The sequence below is a fragment of the Nocardia vermiculata NBRC 100427 genome (assembly GCF_001613265.1).
GTDB classification, from domain to species: domain Bacteria; phylum Actinomycetota; class Actinomycetes; order Mycobacteriales; family Mycobacteriaceae; genus Nocardia; species Nocardia vermiculata.
The window spans coordinates 174,210-199,603 of sequence record NZ_BDCA01000008.1 but is presented as its reverse complement, the minus strand read 5'-3'; the positions used below and the strand labels follow the sequence as shown (position 1 = coordinate 199,603).

Annotated in this window: 26 protein-coding genes; 17 read left to right on the top strand and 9 right to left on the bottom strand. The window is 66.2% G+C overall.

The features are described 5' to 3' along the window. Window positions 1-86 precede the first annotated feature (86 nt). Both NV2_RS12810 and NV2_RS12805 read right to left on the bottom strand, forming a co-directional pair. Complete coding sequence (locus NV2_RS12810; protein ID WP_067872406.1) at window positions 87-896, bottom strand: IclR family transcriptional regulator; 810 nt, start codon at window positions 894-896, stop codon at window positions 87-89. A gap of 80 nt (window positions 897-976) precedes the next feature. After that, entirely contained in the window at window positions 977-2,146 is a 1,170-nt protein-coding gene (locus NV2_RS12805; RefSeq protein ID WP_067872403.1) for an acyl-CoA dehydrogenase family protein, read from the bottom strand. A 398-nt stretch (window positions 2,147-2,544) separates the two neighbouring features. On the opposite strand from NV2_RS12805, the gene NV2_RS12795 reads away from it, so the two are divergent. Further along, the gene (locus NV2_RS12795) at window positions 2,545-3,480 is read left to right on the top strand and encodes a formylglycine-generating enzyme family protein (protein ID WP_067872397.1); all 936 of its coding nucleotides are present in this window, start codon (window positions 2,545-2,547) and stop codon (window positions 3,478-3,480) included. On the opposite strand, the gene NV2_RS12790 is transcribed toward NV2_RS12795, so the two are convergent. From NV2_RS12790 to NV2_RS12775, 4 genes are all read right to left on the bottom strand, one after another. Beyond that, window positions 3,413-4,936, bottom strand: coding sequence for an MFS transporter (locus NV2_RS12790; protein ID WP_067872394.1), 1,524 nt, complete (start codon window positions 4,934-4,936; stop codon window positions 3,413-3,415). The genes NV2_RS12795 and NV2_RS12790 overlap by 68 nt on opposite strands. 161 nt (window positions 4,937-5,097) lie before the next feature. Next, window positions 5,098-5,892 (bottom strand): SDR family NAD(P)-dependent oxidoreductase, encoded by a 795-nt coding sequence (locus NV2_RS12785; RefSeq protein ID WP_067872390.1) that lies wholly within the window; start codon window positions 5,890-5,892, stop codon window positions 5,098-5,100. A gap of 172 nt (window positions 5,893-6,064) precedes the next feature. Next, the gene (locus NV2_RS12780; RefSeq protein WP_067872387.1) at window positions 6,065-6,595 is read right to left on the bottom strand and encodes a VOC family protein; all 531 of its coding nucleotides are present in this window, start codon (window positions 6,593-6,595) and stop codon (window positions 6,065-6,067) included. A gap of 3 nt (window positions 6,596-6,598) precedes the next feature. Then, a complete protein-coding gene (locus tag NV2_RS12775; RefSeq protein ID WP_067872384.1) occupies window positions 6,599-7,183 on the bottom strand; it encodes a TetR/AcrR family transcriptional regulator in 585 nt (194 codons plus the stop codon). Between the two features lie 171 nt (window positions 7,184-7,354). Here NV2_RS12775 and NV2_RS12770 point away from each other — a divergent pair, with 171 nt between their 5' ends. The 10 genes from NV2_RS12770 (at window position 7,355) to NV2_RS12725 (ending at window position 16,075) form a co-directional block, all read left to right on the top strand. Next, window positions 7,355-8,185 carry a sugar phosphate isomerase/epimerase family protein gene (locus NV2_RS12770; RefSeq protein ID WP_245662571.1) on the top strand — a complete coding sequence of 277 codons (831 nt, stop codon included), beginning with the start codon at window positions 7,355-7,357 and terminating at the stop codon, window positions 8,183-8,185. Between the two features lie 73 nt (window positions 8,186-8,258). Beyond that, window positions 8,259-9,122 (top strand): CoA transferase subunit A, encoded by an 864-nt coding sequence (locus NV2_RS12765; protein WP_067872382.1) that lies wholly within the window; start codon window positions 8,259-8,261, stop codon window positions 9,120-9,122. Then, window positions 9,119-9,877: a CoA-transferase subunit beta gene (locus NV2_RS12760; protein ID WP_067872379.1), complete on the top strand. Its 759-nt coding sequence runs from the start codon at window positions 9,119-9,121 to the stop codon at window positions 9,875-9,877. The genes NV2_RS12765 and NV2_RS12760 overlap by 4 nt, the downstream gene beginning before the upstream one ends. After that, window positions 9,874-10,953, top strand: coding sequence for an NAD(P)H-dependent flavin oxidoreductase (locus tag NV2_RS12755; protein ID WP_067872376.1), 1,080 nt, complete (start codon window positions 9,874-9,876; stop codon window positions 10,951-10,953). Before NV2_RS12760 ends, NV2_RS12755 begins: the two co-directional genes overlap by 4 nt. 39 nt (window positions 10,954-10,992) lie before the next feature. Next, on the top strand, window positions 10,993-11,868 hold the full coding sequence (locus NV2_RS12750) for an SDR family oxidoreductase (protein ID WP_067872372.1): 876 nt from the start codon (window positions 10,993-10,995) through the stop codon (window positions 11,866-11,868). Between the two features lie 45 nt (window positions 11,869-11,913). Then, window positions 11,914-12,363: an FAS1-like dehydratase domain-containing protein gene (locus NV2_RS12745; protein WP_067872368.1), complete on the top strand. Its 450-nt coding sequence runs from the start codon at window positions 11,914-11,916 to the stop codon at window positions 12,361-12,363. Continuing rightward, a complete protein-coding gene (locus NV2_RS12740) occupies window positions 12,360-12,797 on the top strand; it encodes a MaoC/PaaZ C-terminal domain-containing protein (RefSeq protein WP_210749248.1) in 438 nt (145 codons plus the stop codon). The genes NV2_RS12745 and NV2_RS12740 overlap by 4 nt, the downstream gene beginning before the upstream one ends. Next, window positions 12,794-13,768, top strand: a complete 975-nt coding sequence (locus NV2_RS12735; RefSeq protein ID WP_067872362.1) for an NADPH:quinone oxidoreductase family protein — start codon at window positions 12,794-12,796, stop codon at window positions 13,766-13,768. The genes NV2_RS12740 and NV2_RS12735 overlap by 4 nt, the downstream gene beginning before the upstream one ends. Before the next feature lie 29 nt (window positions 13,769-13,797). Continuing rightward, window positions 13,798-14,997, top strand: a complete 1,200-nt coding sequence (locus tag NV2_RS12730; RefSeq protein ID WP_067872360.1) for an acyl-CoA dehydrogenase family protein — start codon at window positions 13,798-13,800, stop codon at window positions 14,995-14,997. A gap of 31 nt (window positions 14,998-15,028) precedes the next feature. Next, window positions 15,029-16,075: a phosphotransferase family protein gene (locus NV2_RS12725; protein ID WP_067872357.1), complete on the top strand. Its 1,047-nt coding sequence runs from the start codon at window positions 15,029-15,031 to the stop codon at window positions 16,073-16,075. A 28-nt stretch (window positions 16,076-16,103) separates the two neighbouring features. Here the strand turns inward: NV2_RS12725 and NV2_RS12720 are convergent, their stop codons facing one another. Then, window positions 16,104-16,916 (bottom strand): SDR family NAD(P)-dependent oxidoreductase, encoded by an 813-nt coding sequence (locus NV2_RS12720; RefSeq protein WP_067872354.1) that lies wholly within the window; start codon window positions 16,914-16,916, stop codon window positions 16,104-16,106. Between the two features lie 152 nt (window positions 16,917-17,068). Between NV2_RS12720 and NV2_RS12715 the strand changes: the two genes are divergently transcribed. Genes NV2_RS12715 through NV2_RS12705 form a run of 3 tightly spaced genes read left to right on the top strand, consistent with a single transcriptional unit; the run spans window position 17,069 to window position 19,575 of the window. Beyond that, window positions 17,069-17,869, top strand: coding sequence for a mycofactocin-coupled SDR family oxidoreductase (locus tag NV2_RS12715; protein WP_067872351.1), 801 nt, complete (start codon window positions 17,069-17,071; stop codon window positions 17,867-17,869). Further along, window positions 17,869-18,702 carry a mycofactocin-coupled SDR family oxidoreductase gene (locus NV2_RS12710; RefSeq protein WP_067872348.1) on the top strand — a complete coding sequence of 278 codons (834 nt, stop codon included), beginning with the start codon at window positions 17,869-17,871 and terminating at the stop codon, window positions 18,700-18,702. Before NV2_RS12715 ends, NV2_RS12710 begins: the two co-directional genes overlap by 1 nt. Window positions 18,703-18,726: 24 nt before the next feature. Beyond that, window positions 18,727-19,575 (top strand): mycofactocin-coupled SDR family oxidoreductase, encoded by an 849-nt coding sequence (locus NV2_RS12705; protein WP_067872618.1) that lies wholly within the window; start codon window positions 18,727-18,729, stop codon window positions 19,573-19,575. Window positions 19,576-19,595: 20 nt separating this feature from the next. Here the strand turns inward: NV2_RS12705 and NV2_RS12700 are convergent, their stop codons facing one another. Together NV2_RS12700 and NV2_RS12695 are read right to left on the bottom strand one after the other, a co-directional pair. Then, complete coding sequence (locus tag NV2_RS12700; protein WP_067872345.1) at window positions 19,596-20,387, bottom strand: SDR family oxidoreductase; 792 nt, start codon at window positions 20,385-20,387, stop codon at window positions 19,596-19,598. An 85-nt stretch (window positions 20,388-20,472) separates the two neighbouring features. After that, window positions 20,473-21,162, bottom strand: coding sequence for a DUF8020 domain-containing protein (locus NV2_RS12695; RefSeq protein WP_067872342.1), 690 nt, complete (start codon window positions 21,160-21,162; stop codon window positions 20,473-20,475). Window positions 21,163-21,400: 238 nt separating this feature from the next. On the opposite strand from NV2_RS12695, the gene NV2_RS12690 reads away from it, so the two are divergent. From NV2_RS12690 to urtA, 3 genes are all read left to right on the top strand, one after another. Then, window positions 21,401-21,847, top strand: coding sequence for a Dabb family protein (locus NV2_RS12690; RefSeq protein ID WP_067872340.1), 447 nt, complete (start codon window positions 21,401-21,403; stop codon window positions 21,845-21,847). Between the two features lie 249 nt (window positions 21,848-22,096). Then, entirely contained in the window at window positions 22,097-23,878 is a 1,782-nt protein-coding gene (locus NV2_RS12685; protein WP_084474476.1) for a molybdopterin-dependent oxidoreductase, read from the top strand. Window positions 23,879-24,159: 281 nt separating this feature from the next. Further along, window positions 24,160-25,389, top strand: a complete 1,230-nt coding sequence (gene urtA, locus NV2_RS12680; protein ID WP_067872611.1) for an urea ABC transporter substrate-binding protein — start codon at window positions 24,160-24,162, stop codon at window positions 25,387-25,389. Window positions 25,390-25,394 lie beyond the last annotated feature (5 nt).

Below are 25,394 nucleotides of genomic sequence, written 5' to 3'. Positions count from 1 at the left end.
CACTGTCCCACCGGGGGGCGCGAGGTATCTGCCGATGTCTCGTTCATCGAGATCGTGCGAAAAGCGGCACCGGCCCCGGCCGGGCATCAGATCCAGTCGTCGCCGTTGATGGTGCTCAGCAACTTGATCATCATGCTGTCGGCGGCAGCAGGCGGGAAACCTTCGGTCACCGCCCCCGATTCCGGGGTTTCCTCGGCGGACAGCCGGGCGCTGATGCGTCGTGCCGCCTCGTGCACGAGCGGGCCGACACGCTCGAGGTGATGCAGTGCCGCGCGGCCCGACACGGCTATCGCCGCGCTGGTGCCGTCCGGGCAGGGAAACGATGCTGCTGCACAGCAGACACCGGCACTGGACTCCTCGTTCCCGAATGCGAGTCCCTCGCGCCGGCGGATCCGGTGCAATTCGTGGTGCAGTCCCAACCGGGTGGAGATGGTGCCGGCAGTACGTTTGTCCAGGGTTGCGGGCAACAGCTGGTCCACTGCTTCGGCGGGATATCGGGCGAGGATCGCCTTGCCCATGCCGGTCGTATGGATCGGAATCCGGTCACCCACCCGAGTGGGGATCGAGTGCACGACGCGGCCCCCGACCTTGTCGACGACGATGATGTCCGCCTCGTCCGGGACCGCGAGGTGCGCGACGATCCCGGTTTCTTCGTGCAGTACCTGTAACAGCGGGGCTGCCGCAGCTCGGAGGGTGAGCTGATCGCTCGGTCCGGGAATGCCGAGAATTCTGGGACCGAGACCGTAGCCGTGGCCGGTGCGCACCAACCAGCCGAGCTGGATCAGCTCATCGAGAATGCGGTGGGTGGTCGACCTGGGCAGGCCGGCGGACGCCGCGATCGCTCCGCTGTGCATCCGGGTGTGCGGACCGTCGAAGAGCTCGATGATGTCGGTCATCCGCCGGAGCATCGAGGCCCGGTGGTCGCCGGCCCCTGCGGGTTCTCCGGCTGTATCCCCAGTGGTCGTATCCGGCATCGTCAGATGAACATCATCTCGTGCGAGCTGAGGCCGAGGGTTGCGCGCCCGACCATGGACAGCGTTGCCTCGACGTCGTTCACCCGGTGCGAGGCACCCATATGGATATCGCGCCAGAAGCGCTGAATGGGGTTGTCGAGTAAGAGGCTCGTGCGTCCACCCGCCCGCAGCAATCGGTCGGCAGCCTCGACCGCCGTCCGAGTCCCGAGCACCTGATCGCGCCGCGCCCGCGCCCGAAGTGTTTCCGGGAAATCCTTTGCGGCGGCGGCGAAGGCGTGCATCTCGTCGAAGTCCCGCTCGAGCTGCAGCACGGCACTGTCGATCTCCGCGGCGGCGCGGGCGACGGCGCACTGCACCGACTCGTTGTCCAGTGCCCGTGCTCTGCCCTGTCGCTTCGCCGGGACACCGGCCAGCAGGTCGACCGCACAGGCGTAGGCGCCTTCGGCTGCGCCGATCAGCGGGACGGTCAGCGACGTGGTGTACAGGACGGTGACCGGGTATCGATAGAGCGGGCCGAGCGCACGCTGATGCTTTCGGTTCTCGCGCCGTGCACGCTGCTTCGCCCCGTACACGCGGTGCGCCGGCACGACCACGTCCGCGACCGTCACATCGGTGTTGGCGGCAGCGCGAAGGCCGACGCAGTCCGGGCCGAAGCTCATCGACACATCCGAGCTGGGCACCAGCGCCAGCGCATGCTCGACCGGATTGCCTTCCGAGTCCAGGACCAGCGCCCCCATGAACAGCCAGGAGCAGTGCTCACTCCCCGACACGTATCGCCACACTCCCGTCAGGCGATAGTGGTCCCCGTCCGGTCGCAGCTGCCCCACCGGCTGGTACGCGGACGCGACCAGCGCGCCGGAATCGTTCGCCCAGACATCTTCCTGCGCCTGCTCGTCGAACAATCCCACCTGCCAGGTACTCACCCCGAGCGTCGAAGCAACCCACCCGGTGGAGGCACATGCGGACGAGACTGCCCGAATCGCGGTGAACAGCTCCAGCGGGGGCGATTCCAGACCGCCGAAACGAGCCGGAAGCATCATCCGGAAGAGCCCGGAACGCACCAGCGAGTCCATGCCCGCAGCACCGATGCGGCGACTGTTTTCGGTCTCCGCGGCCGCTGCCGCGAGCTCGGGCAGCAACGCCCGAACATTGTCCAGAACATCCGTGGCCACGGGTGTACGCCCTCCTCTGCGACTGATCGCCACATCAGCACATTACGTGGTCCAGTTCACACCATCCACGGCCCGCGTCTCGCTGATCGGGATGGCCTGCAGGCAAGCGCCGCAGCCGACTACCTTCGGCCCCGTGCCGACCGACGAGTGGAACCGAGGTAGCCGCATAATTCCTGGTGAGCCCGCCGGATACGGCGAGGCCGCCGATGCGCGACACTCCGGCACGAGTTGTCCGTCTTCCCGAACCGCGAGCACTGGGCGATGATCGAGGCACAGCAGGCACGGACCGCTGCCGTACTCGCGCTCGCCCGCGACGGCGGGCCCGAACAGCACAGAGGTAGGTCATGACATCATCGGCCAAGGCTTCGGTTGGCAGCGAAGTCCCTCCCGGCAAGAACATGGTCTGGATTCCCGGCGGGACATTCGCCATGGGCTCGCACGACTTCTACCCCGAAGAGCGTCCGGTGCGCCAGGTGTCGGTGGACGGCTTCTGGATGGACAGCCACCAGGTGACCGTCGCCGAGTTCCGCAGATTCGTGCAGGCCACCGGCCACGTGACCACTGCGGAGACCGCGCCCACGGCCCAGGACTACCCCGACGCGGACCCGGAATTGCTGGTGCCCGGATCACTGGTGTTCACACCGCCGGACCACCCCGTCCCACTCGACGACTACCTGCGCTGGTGGTCCTTCGTTCCCGGCGCGACCTGGCGGCACCCCGAAGGACCCGGCAGCAACGTCGGCGACCGACGCCTGCATCCGGTAACCCACGTGTCCTACTTCGACGCGCTCGCCTATGCGCAGTGGGCCGGTAAGGAATTGGCGACCGAGGCCGAATGGGAGTTCGCCGCCCGCGGCGGGCTCGAGGGCAAGGCCTACGTGTGGGGCGACGAGCATTCACCGGGACACAAACCGCTCGCCAACGTCTGGCAGGGACGTTTCCCGTGGGAGAATCTGCTCGAGGACGGCTACGCAGGCACCTCCCCGGTCAGCAGCTTCCGACCCAACGGCTACGGCCTGTCGGATATGGCCGGCAACGTGTGGGAATGGACCACGGACTACTACGCGGCCGATCGTGGTGCGACCGACGCGTATTCGAAGCCGTCGTGCTGTGTACCGAGCAACCCGCGCGTCACGACACCGCGAGCCGTATCGGAGACCGAACCGTATCCTCGACGGGTGATCAAGGGCGGCTCACATCTGTGTGCACCGAACTATTGCCTGCGCTACCGCCCCGCCGCACGGCAGGGAGAGTCGGAAGAAACCTCTACCTGTCACATCGGTTTTCGCTGTGTGATCCGGCCCGACCCAGCATCATCTCGGCCTCCCGGGTAACCAGCCCGTCCGGTGCACCGGGCAACCCGGTGGTCGTCCCCTCCGACCCCCGCGGGATGCACAGCGCCACCCCGGTCGCGATCAGGCTGAACAGGGCAGCCGTCCAGTACACGGTCTGAAATGCCGTGAGGCTCGGCAGTCCGGGCGACGCCCCGTGCCGCACCACCATTGCGGTCAGGATCGCGGCGACGAACGCGCTGGAGGTGGACGTGCCGATCGACCGCAACAGTGAGTTGAGGCCGTTGGCAGAGGCTGTTTCGGTGATCGGTACCGAACGCATGATGAGCATGGGCATCGCCGCATACGTGATCGCGGTGCCGATGCTCACCAGCGTCGCACCGACGATGATCACCAGGACGGAATTGGTGAGGAAGACCCGGGACACATAGGCGCCGCACATCACGAGGGCACCGGTGATCAGCGTGGTCCGTGGTCCGAACCGATTGGTGACGGCTGCCGAAACCGGGGAGAAGATCACCATCGCCATACCGGCGGGGATCATCACGATGCCCGCCGCGAACACCGTCATGCCGAAGCCGTGGCCGGAGCTCACCGGCAACTGCAATTGCTGAGTGGTCAGCAGCATGTTGGCGTACATTGCGAAACCGACGAACACCGACGCGATATTGGTCAACAGCACCGGCCGGCGAGCCGACGTCCGCAGATCCACCAGGGGGTGAGGCACGCGCAGTTCGTGCGGAAACCACAGCGCGAAGAACACGGCTCCCGCCAGGAGCATCGTCACTGTCGACTTACTGGTCCAGCCCCAGTCTCCGCCCTTGGTCACGACGATCAGCACAGCGCTCAACCCGCCGGACAGCAGCACCGCGCCCAGGTAATCGAAGCGCGCCGGGGTCCGAATCCGTGATTCGGGAACGATCGCGAGTACCGCGACGAACATGACGGCACCCGCGGCCGCCGGTGCCCAGAAGGTGCCCTGCCAACCGAAGTGAGCGTTCAGAAACCCGGACAGCGGCAGGCCCAGGGCGCCGCCGATGCCGAGGGTGGCGCTCATCAGCGAGGTCGCTCCCGCCACTCGGGTCTTCGGGAGTTCGTCACGCAGGACGGAGATGCCGACCGGCACCAGTGCAATGGAGAACCCTTGCAGACCGCGGCCGAGCACGGCAGAGACGAAGTCGCCGCCGCATGCCGCGGTGAGCGAACCCACGATCATCGCGCACAACGAGACCAGCATCATCCGGCGTTTCCCGAACATATCCGCCAGCCGCGAAATGATCGGGGTACCCACCGCTGCCGTGAGCAGCGTGGCGGTGATCAGGAACGAGCCGTCGTCGCCACTGACGCCGAAGATCGCGGGGAATTCGGGCAGCAGCGGAACCACCATGGTCTGCAACAACGACACCGCGGTACCGGTCAGGCACAGGACGGCGATGATCGGCCCGGTCCGGCCGGCTCTCCTGGTGGCGGGTGCCTGCGCGCTCTGCGGCTCGGTCACGTGGGGATCCCGGCGACCATCCGATTGCCACGCGCCGCACCCACATCGATCACCCTGCCCTCACCACCCGAACCGTGCTGTCCTTACTATCCGTCGGCCCGGTGGTTGCGACCACCTCCCCTTCCGGCCAGCGAGACGATGCGCGCAGATACCGAGCGCGATCATTCGGTCGGCGGCGGCAGCAGCTTCTTCGCCGAGGCCCGCGCCTGCTGCAACAGCTCTGCTCGGTTGTGTCCACTGTTGCGCTCGGCGACCGCCTCGAACTGCTCGACCACCACGACCGGGCCGTTGGCCAGATTCGCCAGGCCCTGTGCCGCGACGTCGCGTGGTTCGGACACCAGCTGTCCGGGCCGGTCCATCTTCAGGCCCGCCCGGTCCATCGCGGGGGTGCGGGTGAGTCCCAGCACCAGCTCCAGCACATCGACGTCGTGATCCTTCATCTCGAGCCACAACCCTTCGGCGAAGGTGCGGCAGAACGACTTGACCGCGGCATAGACGCTGATCTGCGCTGCTCCCAGGTAGCCGCTGAGCGACCCGACCAGCAGGAGTCCGCCACGGCGCCGCTCTCGCATCGGCGCACCGAAGTGCTGCACCAGTTTCAGCTGGGCGGTGACGTTCAGATCGATGACGGCCTGGAAGCGGTCCAGGTCGCCGGTCACGAATTCGTGACCGTAGGTATTGGCGCCGGCGTTGTAGATGAACAAGCCGACGACCAGGTCATCGGTGGCCTCCCGGATACGGTCGAAGGCGTCGGCGGCGAGCAGATCGACCGACAACGTACGCACCTCGACGCCGTGCGCGCGGCAGGCGTCCGCGGTCGCCTCGAGCGGTTCCGGCTTGCGTGCCAGCAGGACCAGGTGCATGCCCTGCTCGGCGAGCTGGACCGCGAATTCGGCCCCGACGCCCTCCGAGCCACCCGCGATAACGGCCCACGGCCCGTATTTCTGCACATCCATATGTTTCTCCTCGCTGTGAGCCGATGCCGGACATCTCGCCGATCCGGACGAGGGATATTCCGGCAGAACCGTTTTCGAGGCTAGAGTGGACGGCCGAGCTCGCGCCGCCCTCTCCCACTGAATGGATCCGCCGCCGTAGCTGCCGGTTGCCCGAGGGAGGCGCCCGCCCGGCTCAGTCCCGAGGCGACCGCATGGCGGCAACCCTGGCCCACACCGCCGGATCGGTGCGCGGCCCGCCCGGGGTGTTCGCGCCGTAGCGCTCGATCTCGGCCGCGAGGTCCAGCGGCGCCGTCATCGAGGCGCCGCGAAGCGCTTCCTCGATGTGCTCGTCGGGCACGAGCCAGCACACCTCGAACTCGATACCGTCGGGGTCACGACCGTAGAGCGCCTTGGTCGATCCGTGATCGCCCGCCCCGGTCAGCGCCCCCGCGTCGGACAGACTCCGCCGGGCCGCCGCGAGCTCGGCCAAGGTGTCGACCTCCCAGGCCACGTGGTAGAGACCGATCGCACCGGCAGCCGGGACGGCCGCACCGGGAGATTCGAACAACCCCAGATCGTGGTCATTGGCCGAATTCGCGTGCCGCAGGAAGGCGCCACCGGGGAAACCACCGGGCAGTCGCTGAAATCCGAGCACCTGCTCGTAGAAGGCGACACTACGGGCGAGATCCGAAACGTACAGAACGATATGGTTGATTCCACGCATCGGTCAGCTCCTCTCTTCGATACCTTCGAGGAAAACCGAGACGACAGCGGCAGCGAGCTGGTCGATGCCGAATTCCGGTGTCGGGCTGAACCAACGCAGTGACAGCCATACCGCATCGCGGATCAAGCCGTAGAGCACCACTGGTGGCAGGTCCGATCGGAAGTCGCCTGCCGCGATTCCACCCTCGATCACAGCGAGCCACGCGTCCTTGGTGGTGCGGGCGGCCGCCCGGATCTTTCGGTACGCCGAGAGCTTGCGCAGGTACGTGGTGTTGTTCTGGTAGATCTCGGACGCGTGCGGATGCGCTCGGCTGACCCGGAACGACGCCTCCACGAGTCCGGTCAATTGCTTGCGCGGCTCGGTCGGGGTGCCCAGCAGTGACTCGTACTCGCTGGTCAGGTCCTCGAGATAGCGGACGACGATCACCTCGGCGATAGCATCCTTGGACGGGAAGTAGTGGTACAAGCTCCCCGACAACACCCCGACGGCATCGGCGATATCACGAACCTTGGTGCCCGCGATGCCTTTGGTGGCGAACAGTTCTGCTGCCTGCTCGACGATCAGGGTGTGGCGGTCGGACCACTCCATGCATCCCTCCTGGAACGAACTGCGTGACGGCGTCCGCGACCGGGCGGACACGCGGAACTCTACCTGGCGAATCAAACGTTTGCTACTTCCTGGCGGGCCAATCAAACGTTTGCTACGGTCTGCGTGTAGACGCCGTGTCGATCCCGGCGCCCCACTACGCCAGGAGGATTCGTGCAGCAGCGAGATCTCGAGCGTTCCGACGGCCGTGCACTGAGCGTGTGCCTCGCCCCTACCGCCGGATGGCCGGTTGCCCAGTCCCTGGCCATGCTGCGCCGAATCGGGGCGCACCGGTTCGGGGTAATGGCCAACACGCTCGAGACCCAGGGCTGGGACACCCCGCTCGCCACGATCGTCGCGAGCGGATTGTCCGCCGAATTCATCGCCGGCGGCGTCCGGGCCAGGCAGGACGACGAGACCGGCTGGGACGCCGCGCTCGCGACGCTGACCCGCGCCATCGATGGCGCTGTCGAGATCGGCGCCACCACAGTATCTTTCACCTCCGGAGGTTCGGGCACGCTGGCCTGGGAGGATTCGGCACACCGAGCGGTCGACCGTTTCGGGCCGCTGGTGGAGCACGCCCGAAACCGGGGTGTCGCCCTCGCGCTGGAGAACACGATGTCCATCCGTTCCGGGATCAGCTTCACCCACAGTGTCGCCGACACAGCGGAACTCGCCCGACGGCTCGACGTCGGACTGATGGTCGACCTCTACTCGGCATGGCAGGAACGCGGTCTCATGCAGACCGTCACCGACAATCTCGACACCATCCGAATCGTCCAGATCGGCGACCATCGCACCTCGGCGACGTCGGTGCCCAACCGCTGGGTGCCCGGCGACGGTGAGATGCCACTGGAACGGATGGTCCGTGAAGTACGTGAGCTCGGATACCGCGGACTGATCGACCTGGAACTACTCGGTCCCGCGATCGACGACGAGGGTCCGGAGCGGGCACTCGGACGGGGCTGGGAATGGATGCGTACACACGTGCCGTGTGCCACGTAGCAAATATTTGATACGGCCGCGGTTCGCGGTTCCACGGCACTGCGGCTCAGTGCCAGGAAAGGAGTGAAACGACATGTCGGACAAGACCATGTCGGGATCGGACGTGATCGGCCGGCTCAGATCCGGGATGACGATCGGTATCGGCGGGTGGGGCTCGCGACGCAAGCCGATGTCGCTGATTCGCGAGATCCTGCGCTCGGACCTGAAAGACCTGACCATCGTGTCCTACGGCGGGCCGGACGTGGGTTTGCTGTGCTCGGCGGGCAAAGTCGCGAAGGTGATCTTCGGGTTCGTCTCGCTCGACTCGATCCCGCTCGATCCGCATTTCCGGGCCGCACGCCAGTCCGGAAGTATCGAGGTCGAGGAATACGACGAGGGCATGCTCCAATGGGGTCTGTACGCGGCCGGCATCCGCCTGCCGTATCTGCCGACCCGAGCCGGACTCGGTTCGGATGTCATGACAGTCAATCCCGGGCTGCGCACCGTCACCGATCCGTACGGCGGACAGACCCTGGTCGCGATGCCGGCCATCCACCTCGATGCCGCGCTGGTGCACATGAATCGTGCGGATGCGCAAGGCAATGCCCAGTACCTCGGGCCCGACCTCTATTTCGACGACCTCTTCTGCATGGCAGCCGACCAGGCGTTCGTCTCGTGTGAACAGATAGTGCCCGCGGCGGAACTGACGGCTCGGGCGCCCGTGTCCACGGTGCGTATCCCGCGCCTGCTCGTCAGCGGTGTGGTCGCGGCGCCGCACGGGGCACACTTCACCTCCTGCGTGCCCGACTACGACAGGGACGAAGCCTTCCAGCGCGAATACGTTGCGGCAGCGAAGGATCCGCAACGGTGGCAACAATTCCTCGACCGCTACCTGTCCGGCTCCGAAGCCGATTATCAGCGCGCAGTACAGACCGCAGGCGAGGGAGTGTCCGCATGAGTACCGCATCCAGGGCAGAGGTGTGCGCCGTCGCATGCGCGGAGGCGTACCGCGACAACGGAGAAGTCATCGCCAGCGCATTCGGCACGATCCCCGCGATCGGCGTGCGACTGGCCCGGCACACCTTCTCGCCGGACCTGATGATCTCCGACGGCGAGGCCACCGCCGTCCGTGGCACGTGGGCGGTCGGCGGTCCCGCCGACGGAGACGCCGAGGCCTGGCTGCCGTTCAACCAGATCTTCAATCTGGTATGGAACGGCAAGCGCCACATCATGATGATCCCCACCCAGCTCGACATCTACGGCAACTGCAATATCTCGGCCATCGGCGACCACGCCCGTCCGAAGGTGCAGCTGCTGGGCGTTCGTGGTGCACCGGGCAACACGGTGTATCACCCGACAAGTTACTGGGTGCCCAAGCACAGCACGCGGGTGTTCGTCCCGAAGGTCGACATGGTCTCCGGCGTCGGCACCGACAATGCCCGCAAGGCCGGCCCGGCAGCGACTCGATACCACGAATTACGCACGGTCGTCACGGATCTCGCGGTGCTCGACTTCACCCCGGACACCGGTCGGCTGCGACTGGTGTCGGTCCATCCCGGCGTCACCGTCGACGACGTCGTCGCGGCCACCGGTTTCGAACTGGTGATCGGGTCCGACGTCCCGCACACGCGCATGCCGACCGCGGCGGAGCTCGAGCTCATCCGCACCGTCATCGATCCGCGCACTCTGCGGGACAAGGAGGTTCAGGGATGACTCCGGCACCGCACCCCGCACTGAATACCCGGCTCTGCGAGCTTTTCGGGGTCCGGTATCCGATCGTGCAGACCGGCATGGGCTACGTTTCCGACGCGAAACTCACCGCGGCCACCGCCGAGGCCGGCGGCCTGGGCATCATCGCGGGCGGCATGCTCGGCTACGACGAGCTCGAGCAGGCGATCAACTACGTCAAGGATCGGACGGACGCGCCGTTCGGTGTGAATCTGCGGGCCAATCAGGAGGACATCGGCAAACGCCTCGACCTGCTGATCCGCTCCGGGGTCAAGGTGGCCTCGTTCGCGCTGGCGCCCAAACGGGACCTGATCGCCAGACTGAAGGACGCGGGACTGGTCGTCGTCCCCTCGATCGGTGCGCGCCGGCATGCGGAGAAGGTCGCCGAGTGGGGCGTCGATGCGGTCGTTGTGCAGGGTGGCGAGGGTGGTGGTCACACCGGCGCCGTCCCCACCAGTCTGTTGCTGCCACAGGTCGTCGACGCCGTCGATATCCCGGTCATCGCCGCCGGCGGCTACTTCGACGGCCGCGGTCTGGTCTCGGCGCTCGCCTACGGTGCCGATGGTATCGCGATGGGCACGCGGTTCATGCTGACCAGTGATTCACCCGTTGCCCAGGCGGTCAAGGACGTGTACTTGTCGAAGTCGGTCAACGACACCGTCGTCACCCTCGAGATCGACGGTGTGCCGCAACGCGTGCTCCGCGCAGGCACGATCGACCAGCTCGAATCCACCCGCGGCCCGCAGCGGATGCTGCGCGCGGTACGTAATGCCGTGGCGTTCCAGCGTCTCTCGGGCACTCCGTGGAAGGACATGCTCCGTGAGGGCCTGGAGATGAAAAAGAGTCACGAGCTCGGCTGGCGTCAAGTCGTGATGGCCGCGAACGCGCCCATGCTGTATCGCTCGGCCCTCGTCGACGGCAACGCCGATATCGGCGTCATGGCTACCGGGCAGGTGGTGGGGCTGATCGACGACGTTCCCAGCTGCGCGGAGCTGATCGACCGCATCATGAGTGATGCACAGAAGGTGCTCGAACGGCTCGGCGCCGCCGAACATGCCTAGATCACAACGTATTTCCCACTCGTCACGAGGAGATAGCTCATGAATCAGCTGACCGATCGCGTTATCGTGGTGACCGGCTCGGGTCGCGGCATCGGCCGTGAGCACGCACTGCTCGCCGCCGCGGAGGGCGCCAAGGTCGTCGTCAACGACTCCGGCGCCGGCCCCGACGGCAAGGGATCGGACCCGACGCGGGCAGCCGAGGTGGCCGAGGAGATCACGGCCGCGGGCGGAACCGCCATTGCCCGCAGCGCTGACGTGACCACCATCGCGGGTGCGCAGGAGCTGCTCGATACGGCGGTCGCGGAATTCGGCGCCGTGCACGGATTGGTGAACAACGCCGGAATCCTTCGGGACCGCATGTTCGTCAACATGAGCGAGGACGAATGGGACGACGTCATCAACGGCCAGCTCCGGGCAACATTCGCTCCGTGCCGCGTGTTCGGCGCGCACTGGCGCGACCGCTCCAAGGCCGGTGACGAGGTCAAGGCGTCGATCGTCAACGTCTCCAGCACCTCGGGACTGCTCGGCGCGGTGGGCCAGAGCAATTACGGTGCCGCCAAGGCCGGCATTGCGTCGTTGACGTTGATCCTGGCGCAGGAGCTCGAGCGCTACGGCATTCGCGCCAATGCGATCACCCCCGTCGCCCGCACCCGCATGACCGAGAACGTGCCGGGCATCAAGGATATGGTCGCAAAACCCGCCGACCCGAACGCATTCGACGTCTACCACCCCGGCAACGTCTCCCCCGTGGTCGCCTACCTGCTCACCGAGCAGTGCCCCGCCAACGGTTCCGTCTTCTACGCCAAGGGTGGCGAGATCCGCCAATTCCTGGGCTGGCAATACGGGAAGACCATCGACAAGGGGGCCCGCTGGACCGTCGACGAGCTGGTGGAGGGTATGAGCAGCCTCGTCTGAGCCGCACCTACTCCCCCAGCCCAAGTCTGAAAGAACAGAGACGATATGGCCAACGCAGATGCTGTCGGCGTCGAGGGTGTGCCCTTCGACCTCGACGTGGAGCGGGGCAAGGTCCGCGAGTTCGCGGTAGCTACCCGCTCGAGTAATCCCGACTATCTCGAGGGTGAGAACCCGGTGTCCCCACCGACGTTTCTGACCACGACACTGTTCTGGCAGCCCGAAGACGGAAATCCCTGGACGGCTGTGGAATTGGACGGCAAGCGCGGTCTACACGCCGAGCAACAGTACGAGTTCTTCGGTCCCCCACCGAAGGCCGGGACGCGACTGCGCTGCACGTCTCGGATTTCCGATATCTACACCAAGCAGGGCCGCCGCGGCGGCGAAATGACCTTCGCGGTCATGGTCACCGACTTCGTCGACGAGACGGGTGCCCTGGTAGCCCGTGCCACGTTGACCGGGGTCGAAACCGCACGCCCCGCTACGGAGGCATCATGACCGCGTTGACAGCCCCCGCTCCCTGGACGGTCGGTCCGGTGACCCGGACGGATTTCGTTCGGTACCAGGGCGCCTCGGGGGATATGAACCCCATCCACCACGATCAGACGTTCGCGGAGGCCGCCGGCTATCCGGCACCGTTCTCGGTGGGGATGTTCCAGGCCGGACTGCTCGCCACCTACGCCACCGACTGGCTGGGCGCGGAGAACGTGCGCTCGTTTCGAGTGCGGTTCCTCGAGCAGGTGTGGCCCGGCGACGTGCTCACCTGCACCGCGCACATCCTGAAGGAATACGAATACGACGGTGTCGCCAAGGTCGACCTCGAACTCGACTGTGCCCGGCAGACCGGCGGCCTGGCCGTCAAGGCATGGGCCACGTTCGTCCGGAACGGCACCGACGCAGCGACCCCGACCACCGACGGGACAGCGACGTGAAGGCCCAACTGTGTGAGGTCCTCGGTGCTCCGGACGTCCTGCGCTATACCGACGTCGACGAGCCGGCGCCCGGACCCGACGATGTTCTCGTCGAAGTCCACGCCGCGGGCGTCAACTTTCCCGACGGCCTCGTCGTGTCCGGCAACTACCAGACCAAGCCCGCGCTGCCGTTCGTTCCGGGGTCGGAGGCGGCCGGAGTGGTCAGGTCGGTCGGCGCCAACGTCACCGGGTTCGAGATCGGGTCGCGGGTACTCGTGTTCTGCAGTATGGGCGGCTACGCGGAACAAGTGGCGGTGCCCGCGACGATGGTGTTTCCCATTCCGGACTCCATGTCCTACGTCGACGCGGCCGGCTTCGTGGTCACCTACGCGACGTCTTACCACGGCCTGGTCGACAAGGCGGATCTCGCCCCGGGGGAAACCCTGCTCGTACTCGGCGCATCCGGCGGGGTCGGACTCACCGCCGTCGAGATAGGAAAGGCGCTCGGCGCGACAGTGATCGCGGCCGCGTCGAGTCCGGACAAGCTCGAGGTGTGCCGCGATCACGGTGCCGACGAACTGATCGACTACACCGCCGATGATCTGAAGAAGCGGATCACGGAGTCGGCTCCGGGGGGTGTCGACGTCGTGTACGACCCGGTCGGCGGTGACCATGCGTTGACCGCCGTCCGTGCATTGGCTTGGGGCGGACGCTATCTCACCGTCGGATACGCCTCGGGCGACATCCCGAAGGTGGGAATGAACCGACTGCTGGTGAGTAGTGGTGCACTGCACGGCGTGCTGTGGGGCGCATGGGCGAAGCGCAACCCGGATCGCAACGCGGAGAACATGGGTCGGCTGTTCGACTGGTACGACCGGGGCCGGCTGCGCCCGCACGTCAGCGCGACCTATCCGCTGGCCGACGCGTCCGCGGCGCTGGAGGTCGTGATGGGCCGACGTGCCCGCGGCAAGGTCGTCCTGACCAGCCGGTAACGCCCCGCCCACTCCCCGAGGAGCTGTACATGGATCTTTCACCGAGTCCGGAAGCCCGCAACATCATCGGGCGTCTGCACACCTTCATGGACTCCCACGTCTACCCCGCCGAGGCGGTGTACGCCGAGCAGCGCGAGACCGCCGGCCCGCGCAGCCACGAGCTACCGCCGGTGGTGGAACAACTCAAGGCCGAGGCCCGCCGGCAGGGCCTGTGGAACCTGTTCCTGCCCGCGCTCTCGGGCCTGACCCACCTCGACTACGCACACATCGCCGAGGTGACGGGCCGCTCGCCCTACATCGCGCCGGAAGCACTGAACTGTTCCGCGCCGTCCACCGGCAACATGGAGATCCTGCACATGTTCGGCACGCCCGAACAACAGCAGCGGTGGCTCGAACCCCTGCTCGACGGCCGGATCCGGTCGGGCTTTTCGATGACCGAACCGGACGTGGCGTCCTCGGATGCGCGCAACATCTCCACCTCGATCGTCCGGGACGGGGACGAGTACGTGATCAACGGCCGCAAGTGGTGGACCTCGGGCGCCGGTGATCCACGCTGCGAGATCCTCGTGGTGATGGGCAAGACGGATCCGGACGCGCCGGTGCACCGGCAGCAGTCGATGATCCTCGTCCCGGTCGCGACCCCTGGCGTCGAGATCGTCCGCTCGCTACCGATTTTCGGCTATTACGACCAACAGGGGCACTGCGAGATCACGTTCTCCGACGTCCGCGTGCCGGTCGCGAACATGCTGTCCGGTGCAGGTGAGGGATTCGCGATCGCACAGGCCCGCCTCGGCCCGGGCCGCATCCATCACGCGATGCGCTGCATCGGCATGGCCGAGCGGGGGCTGGAGTTGATGGCACGACGGGCGATGTCGCGCAACGCCTTCGGCGGTCCACTCTCCGACCAGGGTGTGATTCGCACCTGGATCGCCGAGTCTCGCCTGGAGATCGAACAAGCTCGACTGCTGGTCCTCAAGACCGCGTGGATGATCGATCAGGTAGGCGCCAAGGGCGCCCAGATCGAGATCGCCGCGGTGAAGGTGATCGGTCCGCGTGTTGCCCGATCGGTGCTGAACCGGGCGATCCAGAGCCATGGCGGGGGCGGTGTCACCGACGACTTCCCCATCGCACGGATGTGGGCAAGTGCCCGGATCCTGGGAATAGCCGACGGGCCGGACGAGGTCCACATCCGCAGCGTGGCTCGGCACGAGCTACGCAAATACCGGTAGACGGCTTGCCGAAACTTGTGGAGGAGTGGTCATGGATGCTGAGACGGTGGGCATCTCGCACGATGCGGTGACGAAGTGGTTTCTCGCGAATATTCCAGAAGTGGTGCCCCCCTTGCATTTCACGCAGATCGCGGGCGGGCGATCCAACCTGACCTACGCGGTCACGGACTCGGCCTCGGGTCGTTGGGTACTACGCAGGCCACCGCTCGGGGTGCCTACGGGCAACGCCCACGACGTCGTGCGTGAGGCGGGCGTGCTACGGAAGGTCACGGGCACCGGTGTCCCGACGCCGGCCGTGCTGGGGACATGCGAGGACGAACGAGTCAACGGCGCACCATTTTTCGTGATGGAGCACCTCGACGGTGCGATCGTTCGCGGGCCGGCGGATTTCGAGCGCTTCGCGGATCCCGCCCAACGGTCGCGCATCGCACACTCGCTGATCGAGGCGATGGCGGCACTGCACCAGGTCGACCTTGCCACGGTCGGATGGGGCCGGCGCGCCGAACAACGCGGCTTCATCGAACGCCAGCTGGCACGCTGGTCACACAACTGGGAAAGCGATCGGGTGCGGGTACTCGGGGACATCGAGCACGCCCGAGATCTCCTCGCGCAGCAGGTTCCGGTGCAGCGCCGGGCCTCGATCGTCCATGGAGACTTTCGGCTGGACAACTGCCTCATCGGCCCGGAATGCACGGTCGTCGGGGTACTGGACTGGGAGTTGACGACGGTCGGCGACCCACTGGCCGACCTCGGGCATTTCCTCGTGTATTGGGCGCAACCCGGCGACGAGGTGACAGCTCTGGAGAACCCGCCGACACTCACGACCGGGCTGCCCTCCCGCGCGGAGCTGGTGCGCGCGTACCGCGACGCGATGCGGCCGACGCTGGACGTGGCCGATCGCGACGTCGATTTCTATATCGCATTCAGCTGGTGGAAGACGGCCTGCATCGTCGAGAACGTCTACGCGCGAATGTCGCGGGGATCGATGGGGCGTACCGATCGCAGTCCCGAATCGTTTGCCGCACAGGCGGAGCGGCTCGCAGCCCAGGCCTCGGCGCGTGCGCAACAATTGTCCTGACGAGAGGTGGACCGACACAGCCCCGGTATCACGGCGCGTCGGGACGAAGGGCTTCGGCGAGGAGGCGGGAGCGCCGCCCGGCGATCCTGTCGAACGCCTCCGGATGGGTGAGGATCCAGAAATCTTCACGGTCGACCCCGTCGAAGAAGATTCGGGCCGCACCCTCGGGCGTCATGCCCTTGTCCCGGAGTTGACCACGCCAGTATTCGACCGCGTCCGCGGTCTTCTCCACCGGCCGCACAACTTCGAAGATGCGGGTGGACACGTGCGCCGGCACGAAAGCGGAAATCCTGATCTGTGGAAATGCCTCGGCGCATTCGAGATAGAGGCACTCCGTCATCTGCTGCGCTGCATGCTTGGAGACGGTATACGCTCCCATCCCAGGTGTCGTGCCGATGCCGCCTACCGACGTCGTGTTGACCACAGACGACGGGCGCGGATCCGCACCCATCCGTGGAACGAACGAACGGATGCCGTGAAATATCCCGTCCACGTTGACCGAGACGAGCCGGCGCCACTCCCCCGGCGGGATCTCCCACAGGTTGCCGAGCGATTCGAGACCCGCGTTGTTGGCCAGCAGGGTCACGTGGCCGAAGCGCTCGTAGGCGGCGTCGGCCAGGGCATCCACCGATTCGGGGTCGGTCACATCGGTCGGGACCGCTACCGCCTCGTGCCCGGAATGTGCGAGTTCCCGGGCGATCGCGTCGATGCGCCCGGCGGAGATGTCCGCGAGCACGACCTGCATCCCGCGGGCCGCGGCGCGGCGGGCGATCGCCGCACCGATCCCGCTACCCGCACCCGTGACCACCGCGACCCCACCGGATCCCTGGACAATGCTCATCGATTCGCCTTCTTCATCACATCGCCTGTCGTTGTCACAGCGGACGTTAGAGCCGAACGGAGAAAGCGAAACTCATCCTCCCAGCAGATGAGACGGCCGAGTGCGGAAGCCCGGGATCTGCCTACCGTGGCGACACGACCAAGGGAGTGACTGTGACACGTCTGGCAGGAAAGGTAGCGCTGGTGACCGGCGCAGGAGCGGGCATGGGCTCGAGCTTCGTCGCTCGGCTCGCCGCCGAGGGCGCGGACATCATCGCCGTCGACATCGACGCGAACCGGCTGACAGCAGCGGCGGACCGCGTCCACGCACATCAGCGAAGCATCGTGACCGCATGCGCGGACGTGCAGGATCACGCGGCGTTGGCCGACGCCGTCGCTGCGGGCGTCGACCGGCTCGGTGGCCTCGATATCGTGGTGGCCAACGCGGGGGTGTGCGAGCACCCCGGCGACTCGTGGACGATCGACGAACAGGTATGGGACCGATCGATCGGCGTCAATCTCACCGGGGCATGGCATACGGTGAAGGCCTCCGCGGCGGCCCTGCGTCAGCGTGGCGGCGGCTCGGTCATCCTGGTCAGCTCGACGGCCGGCATCAAGTCGGTCGCGGGTGCGTCACAGTACAGTGCGGCCAAACACGGCATCGTGGGGCTGGCCCGAACGCTGGCGAACGAGCTCGGACCGCAGTCGATTCGGGTGAACACGGTCGTACCCGGCGCCGTGAACACCGAAATGACCAACAACCCCACGACATTCGCGCGACTGCGGCCGGATCTGGACAACCCCACCGAGGACGATGTGACGCCGATTCTCACTCGGCGGAACCTGCTACCGCTGCCGTGGGCGGAACCCGAGGACGTGGCGAACGCTGTGCTGTTCCTGGCCTCCGACGAATCCCGGTGCATCACCGGCCAGCAGCTGGTCGTGGACGCCGGCCAGACCCAGAAGGTGGCGTGATGGGTACGCGATTGACGGGAAAGACCGCCCTGATCACGGGCGGCGCGCGGGGAATCGGGCGCGCACAGGCGGTGCGCTTCGCCGAGGAAGGTGCGGACGTGATCGTGGTGGACCGCTGCGCACCGGTCGAGCACTCCACCACCCCGGGATCGTCGCCGGCCGATCTTGCCGAGACGGTGCGACAGGTCGAGGCCCTCGGCCGGCGGATCACAGCGTTCGAAGCGGATGTGCGCGATCAGGACGCACTGGACTCGGCGGTGGCGGAGGGGGTTGCCGAGTTCGAGCACCTCGACATCGTTTGTGCCACAGCGGGTATCAGCTCCGCTGGCCCCGCCGTCGAGCTGTCCGAAGACGCCTGGCAGACGATGCTGGATGTCAACCTCACCGGTGTCTGGAAGACCTGCAAGGCGGCGATCCCGCATGTACTGGAGACGGGGCGCGGTGGGTCGATCGTCCTCATCAGCTCGATCGCGGGGTTGCGGGGACTGATGAGCGTGGGCCACTACGTGGCGGCCAAAACCGGCGTAGTGGGTCTCATGCGTGCGCTCGCCCAGGAGCTGGCGGAATCCGGCATCCGGGTGAATACCGTGCATCCGGCGAACACCCGCACCACGATGATCCAGAACGAGGGCACGATGCGTACGTTCTGCCCCGGGACCGAGCATCCCACCCAGGAGCAGTTCGAGGCCGGCACGGCATCCATGCACCTGCTGCCCGTGCCGATGCTGGAGCCGGTGGACATCGCCAACGCGTGCCTGTTCCTCGCCTCCGACGAAGCCCGCTACATCACGGGCGTCACCCTCCCGGTGGATGCCGGACACTGCGTCAAATAGGCGCCTGCAACCGAAGGAATGTCGATGACTACCGAAAATACGAACTTCGCCGGCACCGTGGCCCTGGTGACGGGTGCCGCACGCGGGCAGGGCCGTTCACACGCCATAGCTTTCGCCGAACGCGGTGCAGACCTGGTGATCTGTGACAGCTGTTCGGATGCGCCGGGCATCGGCTACCCGCTGGGTACCGAACAGGAGCTGGCCGAGACGGCACGCCGGATCGAGGCCCTGGGCCGCAGGGTCATCTCGCGGCAGGTGAACACCGCGGACCGATCGGCTCTCGAGGCACTTGTCACGCACGCCGACAACGAGTTCGGCCACATCGACATCGCCGTAGCGAATGCCGGGGTGTCCGCCGTTGCGCCGATCACCGACCACGACCAGCAGGTGTGGGACAGCGTCATCGGCGCCAACCTGGTGGGCGTGTTCAACACCATTGCGGCGGTCGCACCCGGTATGACCCGGCGTGGGTACGGGCGCATCGTCACCATCTCTTCGATGCTGGGTCGCACCGCCGTACCGGGTCAGGCGGCGTACTGCGCCTCCAAGTGGGGCGTCATCGGTATGTCGAAGTCCGCTGCGAGCGAGCTCGCGCCGCAGGGTGTGACGGTGAACGTGGTGGCTCCCGGAAACATCGACACCCCCATGGTGCGAAACGACAACCTCTACCGGGTGGTGCGCCCGGACCTGAACGACCCCACCTGGGACGACGTGGCGCCCGTACTCCAGCAGAATCATGCGGTGCCGATCGCGGTGCTCGACCCGTTCGACGTGACGCGGGCAGTGCTGTTCCTCGCGGACAAGGCGAGCGCCCACATCACCGGCATCGTGGTGCCGGTCGACGCGGGCGCCGCATCACGAACCTCCGCGTAGGTTGCGGCCGTTCGGCAGGACTACGTACCTCGGGTGATCACATAGCGGCCGGGTATTTCGCCACCACCGTGGACCGCTATGTCCGCGCCGTTGAGGTACGCGGACAGGTCGCTGCACAGGAACAGGCACGTGCGTGCGATGTCGGCCGGATCTGCCATGCGCCGCATCGGAATGATGCTCGCGACCGCGGTACCGTCGTTCCCGCTGTAGCCGGCGGCCGCCGTCTCCGTGTGTACGAGCCCGGCGGTAATGTGGTTGACCCGCACCAGTGGAGCCCATTCCAGTGCGAGGGCCTTGGTGAACATCAGCAGCCCCGCTTTCGCCGCCGAATACGCTGCGGTCCCCGGCTGCGGATCGTGCGCCGACAGGCTGCCGATGTTCACGATGGTGCCGCCGCCCGCCTGCGTCTGCATCACGCGGTTCGCGGCCTGCGCAACATAGAACGGGGCGAGCATATTCAGCGCGACGACCTTGTCGACGAAACCGGTCGAGACGGTGGCGGCGTCGGCGTCGGGTGAACCGCCCGCATTGTTCACCACCGCGTCGAGGCGGCCGTGCAGCGCCGCCGTCCGTTCCACCAGCGCCGCCGCCGCATCGGCCGCACGAACATCGGCGGCCAGGAACTGCGCCGAGCGGCCGGCGACGACGGGGAGCACATCGGGACGGGTCCGCCCGCACACGACGACGCACGCACCGGCTGCGAGCAGCTGCTCCGCGATCGAGAACCCGATTCCTCTGGTGCCACCGGTGACCAGCGCGACGCGCCCCGACAGGTCCAGCGCGGTCGTGATGTCGAGCGGAGCCGTGCTCATCGTGTCCTCCGAGTCGTGTGTGTCGGGACTGTGGCAGCCCCGGGGTGGATACCGGAATCCACCCCGGGAATTCGTGGTCGCCGAGCTACTTCTTCGGGGCGGGGGGCTGGCCCAGCAGTTGCACGAATTGGATGGCGACAGCAAGCAGAGCCGGGCCGCCGACCAGGATCGAGCCACCGATCGCACCGAGCGGCGCCATGGTGACCGCGCCCATGGCGCAGCCCGCCAACGGGCCGGCTCCCAGCAGAGCTGCCATAGGGGCAGTGGCAGCCAGGCCGACGACCGCGCCGGCGATGCAGCCACCCCCGCCGCCCACGACGGCGCCGAGGATCGCGCCCGCCGATGCAGCGAGTGCGAGTTCCGGCATCGCTGTCGTCACCGCAGTGGACAGATCGACGTCACGCAGCGGGAGATCCGGGCGAGCGACCGGCGTTCTACTCGGGGTCAGCCGCGCCGTGTTTCCGTCGACCGATGCGGCGATCGGGAAGGCCTTGTCGTTCATGACGTAGGTCAACGGCACGCCCGCGACGACCGCGCCGCTGCCGTCGCGGACCTCGAGCTGGGTGTCCGAGGTGGTCAGGGTGCCCGCGTCAGTGGTGATGAGCACATCGTCACCCGAACGGCTGACCTCGTAATTGATTACCCGCTGAGCGGATTCCGCGGAGTTCGACGACGGTGCGGCAGTATCGGTGGGGGCAGCGTATGCGCCTCCGGCTGTGACGGTCATCGCAGCAATGACCAACGCAGATGTCGCGCCGAGTTTCTTGATGTTCATGAGAGGCCTTTCAGCTCGCGGTGTAGCGCACATCACACGCGGTAGCGGATCGGTGCGCTACCTCACTCCCGCTTAATGGGACCGATAAGAACGCTTTCGGGCCCGCGCCCGAGCCACCCGTATCGGTGTGTAGGTGATTTCCACCGACGCGAAGAAGGGCGTGCGTACAAGATCCTGGAACTCGCCCACAGCTACCCCACCGCGTTCGCTGCGTACGCCCCGACGAGAGGAAGAATCGATGATCTACCACTGCATTCGGTTCACGGTAAAGCCCGACATCGCGGAGGAGGACAAACACGCCGCACTCGCGCAGATGCGCGAGCACATCAACGCCATACCTGCCATCCAGGCGCGCATCGTCGGGCCCGACTTCGGCGGAGAGTTCGACTACGGTGCGGTGTCCGTCCTCGCCGACCTCGAGAGTTACGAGCAGTACATGAACCACCCGGCCCACCTGGCCATGGACCGAGTCGGGTTACCGCTGGTCGACAAGTTCGTGTCCTACGACATCGTCGACGATCCGGACCCGGAGGTGGAAAACACGATCGCCGAGATCCACCGGCGCCGCTTCGAGAACATTCCCGACATCGCCGAACTGGTCGCCGACCTCGGCGAGTACAGCGGCAGCGCCGCACCCGGCACACACGGCCGGCCGGGGCATGCCTCCCCGCCGGAAACGACCTGACCCGAACAGCTCACAGCGCCCCTGTCCGGGTCCACCCATGTGTGGGCCGGCACGGTCGCGGATCTCGGCACTCCGGAGCCCGGGTCGGCCCGGTCAGCACATCCGGGTCTGCACGGTTGCGACGGCGGTCGTTGGTATCGGAATGCCTACTTCTCTTCCCGACCTGCCCGCCGCAGCGGCGGGAGTGTCCTACCGTCATAGGTGATCATCAGGCGTTTCCATGAGCACGGCTGACCAGAGGTGGACCGGATGGGAACTACCGAAGATTCGACGCCGGAATCTGTCCCTGCGCCGACGGGCACGCGGCCCGCGACTACCTCGCGACCGCACCTCACCAGCGGCGAGGACGTCATAGATCCGCACACGTTCGCCGGCACGATCCCGCAGACACGGGGAGTCGCACCGCGAGTGCGAGTCGGTCGCGAGCGCTGGTTCAATCTGCTGTGGCTGCTGCCGATCGGTTTCGTCCTCTTGGTCGCGGCGGTGGCGGTCAGCCAAGGGTTACGCGATCTCACCTCGGTGCAGGAGTTCATTGCGCGCAATCCCGGCACGCCCGTCGACCACCCCGAGCAAACCATCGGTATGCCGGCCTGGTTGCGATGGCAGCATTTCTTCAATCTGTTCCTGATGATCTTCATCATCCGTTCGGGGATTCAGATCCTGACCGACCATCCACGCCTGTACTGGACCCGGCACTGCACACCGGGCAAGGACTGGTTCCGGATCCAGAAACCGGTACCGGCGGATCCCCTGTGGACCGCGAAACAGGACTCGGTCAGCCTGCCGCAGCAGGTCGGGCTGCCGGGACTGCGGCACTCGATCGGGCTGGCACGCTGGTGGCACTTCGGTATCGATACGCTGTGGCTGCTCAACGGCATCGTCTTCTATATTTTCCTGTTCAGCACCGGCCAATGGCGAAAAGTCGTGCCCACCAGCTGGGATGTATTTCCCAATGCGCTGTCGGTGCTGATCCAGTATCTGTCGTTGAATTGGCCGACGGAATCGGGCTGGGTCGCCTACAACAGCCTGCAGCAACTGGCGTATTTTCTGACGATTTTCGCCGCAGCCCCGGCTGCGCTCATCACCGGACTCGGCATGTCCCCGGCCCTGTCCACGCGATTCCGCTGGATCAGCCGCCCGTTCAGCATTCAGCTCGCACGTTCGCTGCACTTTCTGGTGCTGGTGTGGTTCCTGCTGTTCATCGTCGTCCACGTGACACTGGTGTTCACCACCGGCGCGCTGCGCAATCTCAACCACATCTACGCCGGACGCGACGACAACAGCTGGCTGGGGTTCATCCTCTTCGCGGTGTCGATGATCGTCGCCGCAGTGGGGTGGGTGGCGGCGACTCCGCTGACCCTGCGTCACCCCCGCCTCATCCAACGCGTGGGATACGCGTTGATCGGACCGGCCCAGCGATTGTTCGAGCATCTCGACTCCGCCCCGGGCGAATACAGCGAACGCGACATATCTCCCTACTTCTGGCACAACGGCCAGTACCCCGATTCGCCCGAGTACCGCGCATTGTTCGACAGTGGTTTCGCCGACTACCGCCTTCGCATACACGGCCTGGTCGAACGGCCCACCGAATTGAGCCTGGAACAACTGCGTGCCATGCCACGCCACGAACAGATCACCCAGCATTTCTGCATTCAGGGCTGGTCCGGAGTCGCCGCATGGGGTGGGGTGTCGATGGCGACGATCATGGAGTTGGTTCGTCCCCGCCCCGAGGCCCGATGGGCGGTGTTCTACTCCCTCGGTGACGGCCCCGAACAAGGCCGGTACTACGACGCACACGCGATCGAGCAGATGAGCTACCGGCTCACCATGCTGGCCTTCGACATGAACGGGGAGCCGTTGAGTTACGGCCACGGCGCACCCTTGCGATTGCGGAATGAAACGCAACTCGGCTTCAAACAGGTCAAGTGGATCCAGGGGATCGAGTTCGTCGCCGACTTCGACGATATCGGCGGCGGCTACGGCGGTTACAACGAAGACCACGAGTTCTTCGGCTACCGACAACCGATCTGAATCCCTGCTCACCGGGGCGGCACGCCCCCATCCGGTAGTCACACCCGCCGATTGTCCGGAGAGGAAACGGATACCGGAGCTTCACGCTGAGATACGCCATGGAAACAGAACGTTCTTAACGTGATTGCTCGTATACGCCGCTGTATACAGCGAGCCGATAACGAGTCAGCGGGCCTGACCTTTTCCGGAGTGGAGGCCGAACGGTCATGAGTGCAGCCAGAACCGAACAACGCACGAGCGCTGTAACGATCCGCCCGGGGGGAGGCCGCCGAAGGCACAGACTGTTCGCGCTTCCGGCGGCCCTCTGTGTTACCGCGCTGGCCGTTACCGCCTGCGGCAGCTCCGCTTCCGAGCAGGCCGGATCGCACGCCCGATCCTGTGTCGACACAACAGGTCCCACGATCAAGGTGGGTTCGCTGAATTCGCTGTCGGGCACGATGGCCATCTCGGAGGTCACCGTCCGCGATTCGACCCGGCTTGCGGTCGATCAGATCAATGCCGCCGGTGGGGTGCTGGGCAAGCAGATCGAGTTGGTGGGTGAAGACGGCGCGTCGGAACCGACGGTGTTCGCGGAGAAAGCCGAGAAGCTGATCAGCAATGATTGTGTCGCTGCGGTTTTCGGTGGCTGGACCTCGTCGAGCCGTAAGGCGATGCTGCCGGTTTTCGAGGACCGCAACGCGCTGCTGTACTACCCGGTGCAATACGAGGGCCTGGAATCGTCGGAGAACATCTTCTACACCGGCGCGACCACCAACCAGCAGATCGTGCCGGCGCTGGACTACCTGAAGGGCCGCGGCGTGAAATCGCTGTACCTGGTGGGCAGCGACTATGTGTTCCCGCAGACCGCAAACCGCATCATCAAGGCGTATGCGAAGGCCAACGGGATCGAGATCAAGGGTGAGGATTACACCCCGCTCGGGTCCACCGATTTCTCGACCATCGTCAACAAGGTCCGGGCCGCCGACGCGGACGCGGTGTTCAACACCCTCAACGGCGACTCCAATGTCGCGTTCTTCCGCGAGTACAAGAACGTCGGCCTGACGGCGCGGGATATGCCGGTGGTCTCGGTATCGATCGCCGAGGAGGAGATCGGTGGTATCGGCGTCGGGAACATCGCCGGCCAGCTGACCGCCTGGAACTACTACCAGACCGTCGCCAACCCGGTGAACCACTCCTTCGTCGAGGACTACAAGGCGAAATACGGTGCCACCAAACCTACTTCGGATCCGATGGAGGCCGCCTACACCTCGGTCCACTTGTGGAAGAACACGGTGGAGAAGGCACAGTCCTTCGCTGTCGAGGATGTGCAGAAGGCGGCCGGCGGAGTGAGCTTCGAGGCGCCCGAGGGCACGGTCACGATCGACGGCGAGAACAACCACATCACCAAAACCGCCCGGATCGGTGAGATCCGGCCCGACGGACTGATCTACAGCATCTGGGATTCCGGCGAGGCCATCGAACCCGACCCGTACCTGGCCGGCTACTCGTGGGCCGAGGGACTCGGGGGCTGATCCGG

Bases quoted from the DNA above. Each gene is read 5' to 3' on its own strand.
- NV2_RS12780 (WP_067872387.1), bottom strand. From the start codon at position 6,595: ATGCGTGGAATCAACCATATCGTTCTGTACGTTTCGGATCTCGCCCGT.
- NV2_RS12760 (WP_067872379.1), top strand. From the start codon at position 9,119: ATGAGTACCGCATCCAGGGCAGAGGTGTGCGCCGTCGCATGCGCGGAG.
- NV2_RS12685 (WP_084474476.1), top strand. From the start codon at position 22,097: ATGGGAACTACCGAAGATTCGACGCCGGAATCTGTCCCTGCGCCGACG.
- NV2_RS12785 (WP_067872390.1), bottom strand. From the start codon at position 5,892: ATGGATGTGCAGAAATACGGGCCGTGGGCCGTTATCGCGGGTGGCTCG.
- NV2_RS12745 (WP_067872368.1), top strand. From the start codon at position 11,914: ATGGCCAACGCAGATGCTGTCGGCGTCGAGGGTGTGCCCTTCGACCTC.
- NV2_RS12720 (WP_067872354.1), bottom strand. From the start codon at position 16,916: ATGAGCATTGTCCAGGGATCCGGTGGGGTCGCGGTGGTCACGGGTGCG.
- NV2_RS12705 (WP_067872618.1), top strand. From the start codon at position 18,727: ATGACTACCGAAAATACGAACTTCGCCGGCACCGTGGCCCTGGTGACG.
- NV2_RS12765 (WP_067872382.1), top strand. From the start codon at position 8,259: ATGTCGGACAAGACCATGTCGGGATCGGACGTGATCGGCCGGCTCAGA.
- NV2_RS12775 (WP_067872384.1), bottom strand. From the start codon at position 7,183: ATGGAGTGGTCCGACCGCCACACCCTGATCGTCGAGCAGGCAGCAGAA.
- NV2_RS12730 (WP_067872360.1), top strand. From the start codon at position 13,798: ATGGATCTTTCACCGAGTCCGGAAGCCCGCAACATCATCGGGCGTCTG.
- NV2_RS12810 (WP_067872406.1), bottom strand. From the start codon at position 896: ATGACCGACATCATCGAGCTCTTCGACGGTCCGCACACCCGGATGCAC.
- NV2_RS12690 (WP_067872340.1), top strand. From the start codon at position 21,401: ATGATCTACCACTGCATTCGGTTCACGGTAAAGCCCGACATCGCGGAG.
- NV2_RS12700 (WP_067872345.1), bottom strand. From the start codon at position 20,387: ATGAGCACGGCTCCGCTCGACATCACGACCGCGCTGGACCTGTCGGGG.
- NV2_RS12755 (WP_067872376.1), top strand. From the start codon at position 9,874: ATGACTCCGGCACCGCACCCCGCACTGAATACCCGGCTCTGCGAGCTT.
- NV2_RS12710 (WP_067872348.1), top strand. From the start codon at position 17,869: ATGGGTACGCGATTGACGGGAAAGACCGCCCTGATCACGGGCGGCGCG.
- NV2_RS12740 (WP_210749248.1), top strand. From the start codon at position 12,360: ATGACCGCGTTGACAGCCCCCGCTCCCTGGACGGTCGGTCCGGTGACC.
- NV2_RS12750 (WP_067872372.1), top strand. From the start codon at position 10,993: ATGAATCAGCTGACCGATCGCGTTATCGTGGTGACCGGCTCGGGTCGC.
- NV2_RS12695 (WP_067872342.1), bottom strand. From the start codon at position 21,162: ATGAACATCAAGAAACTCGGCGCGACATCTGCGTTGGTCATTGCTGCG.
- NV2_RS12795 (WP_067872397.1), top strand. From the start codon at position 2,545: ATGGTCTGGATTCCCGGCGGGACATTCGCCATGGGCTCGCACGACTTC.
- NV2_RS12725 (WP_067872357.1), top strand. From the start codon at position 15,029: ATGGATGCTGAGACGGTGGGCATCTCGCACGATGCGGTGACGAAGTGG.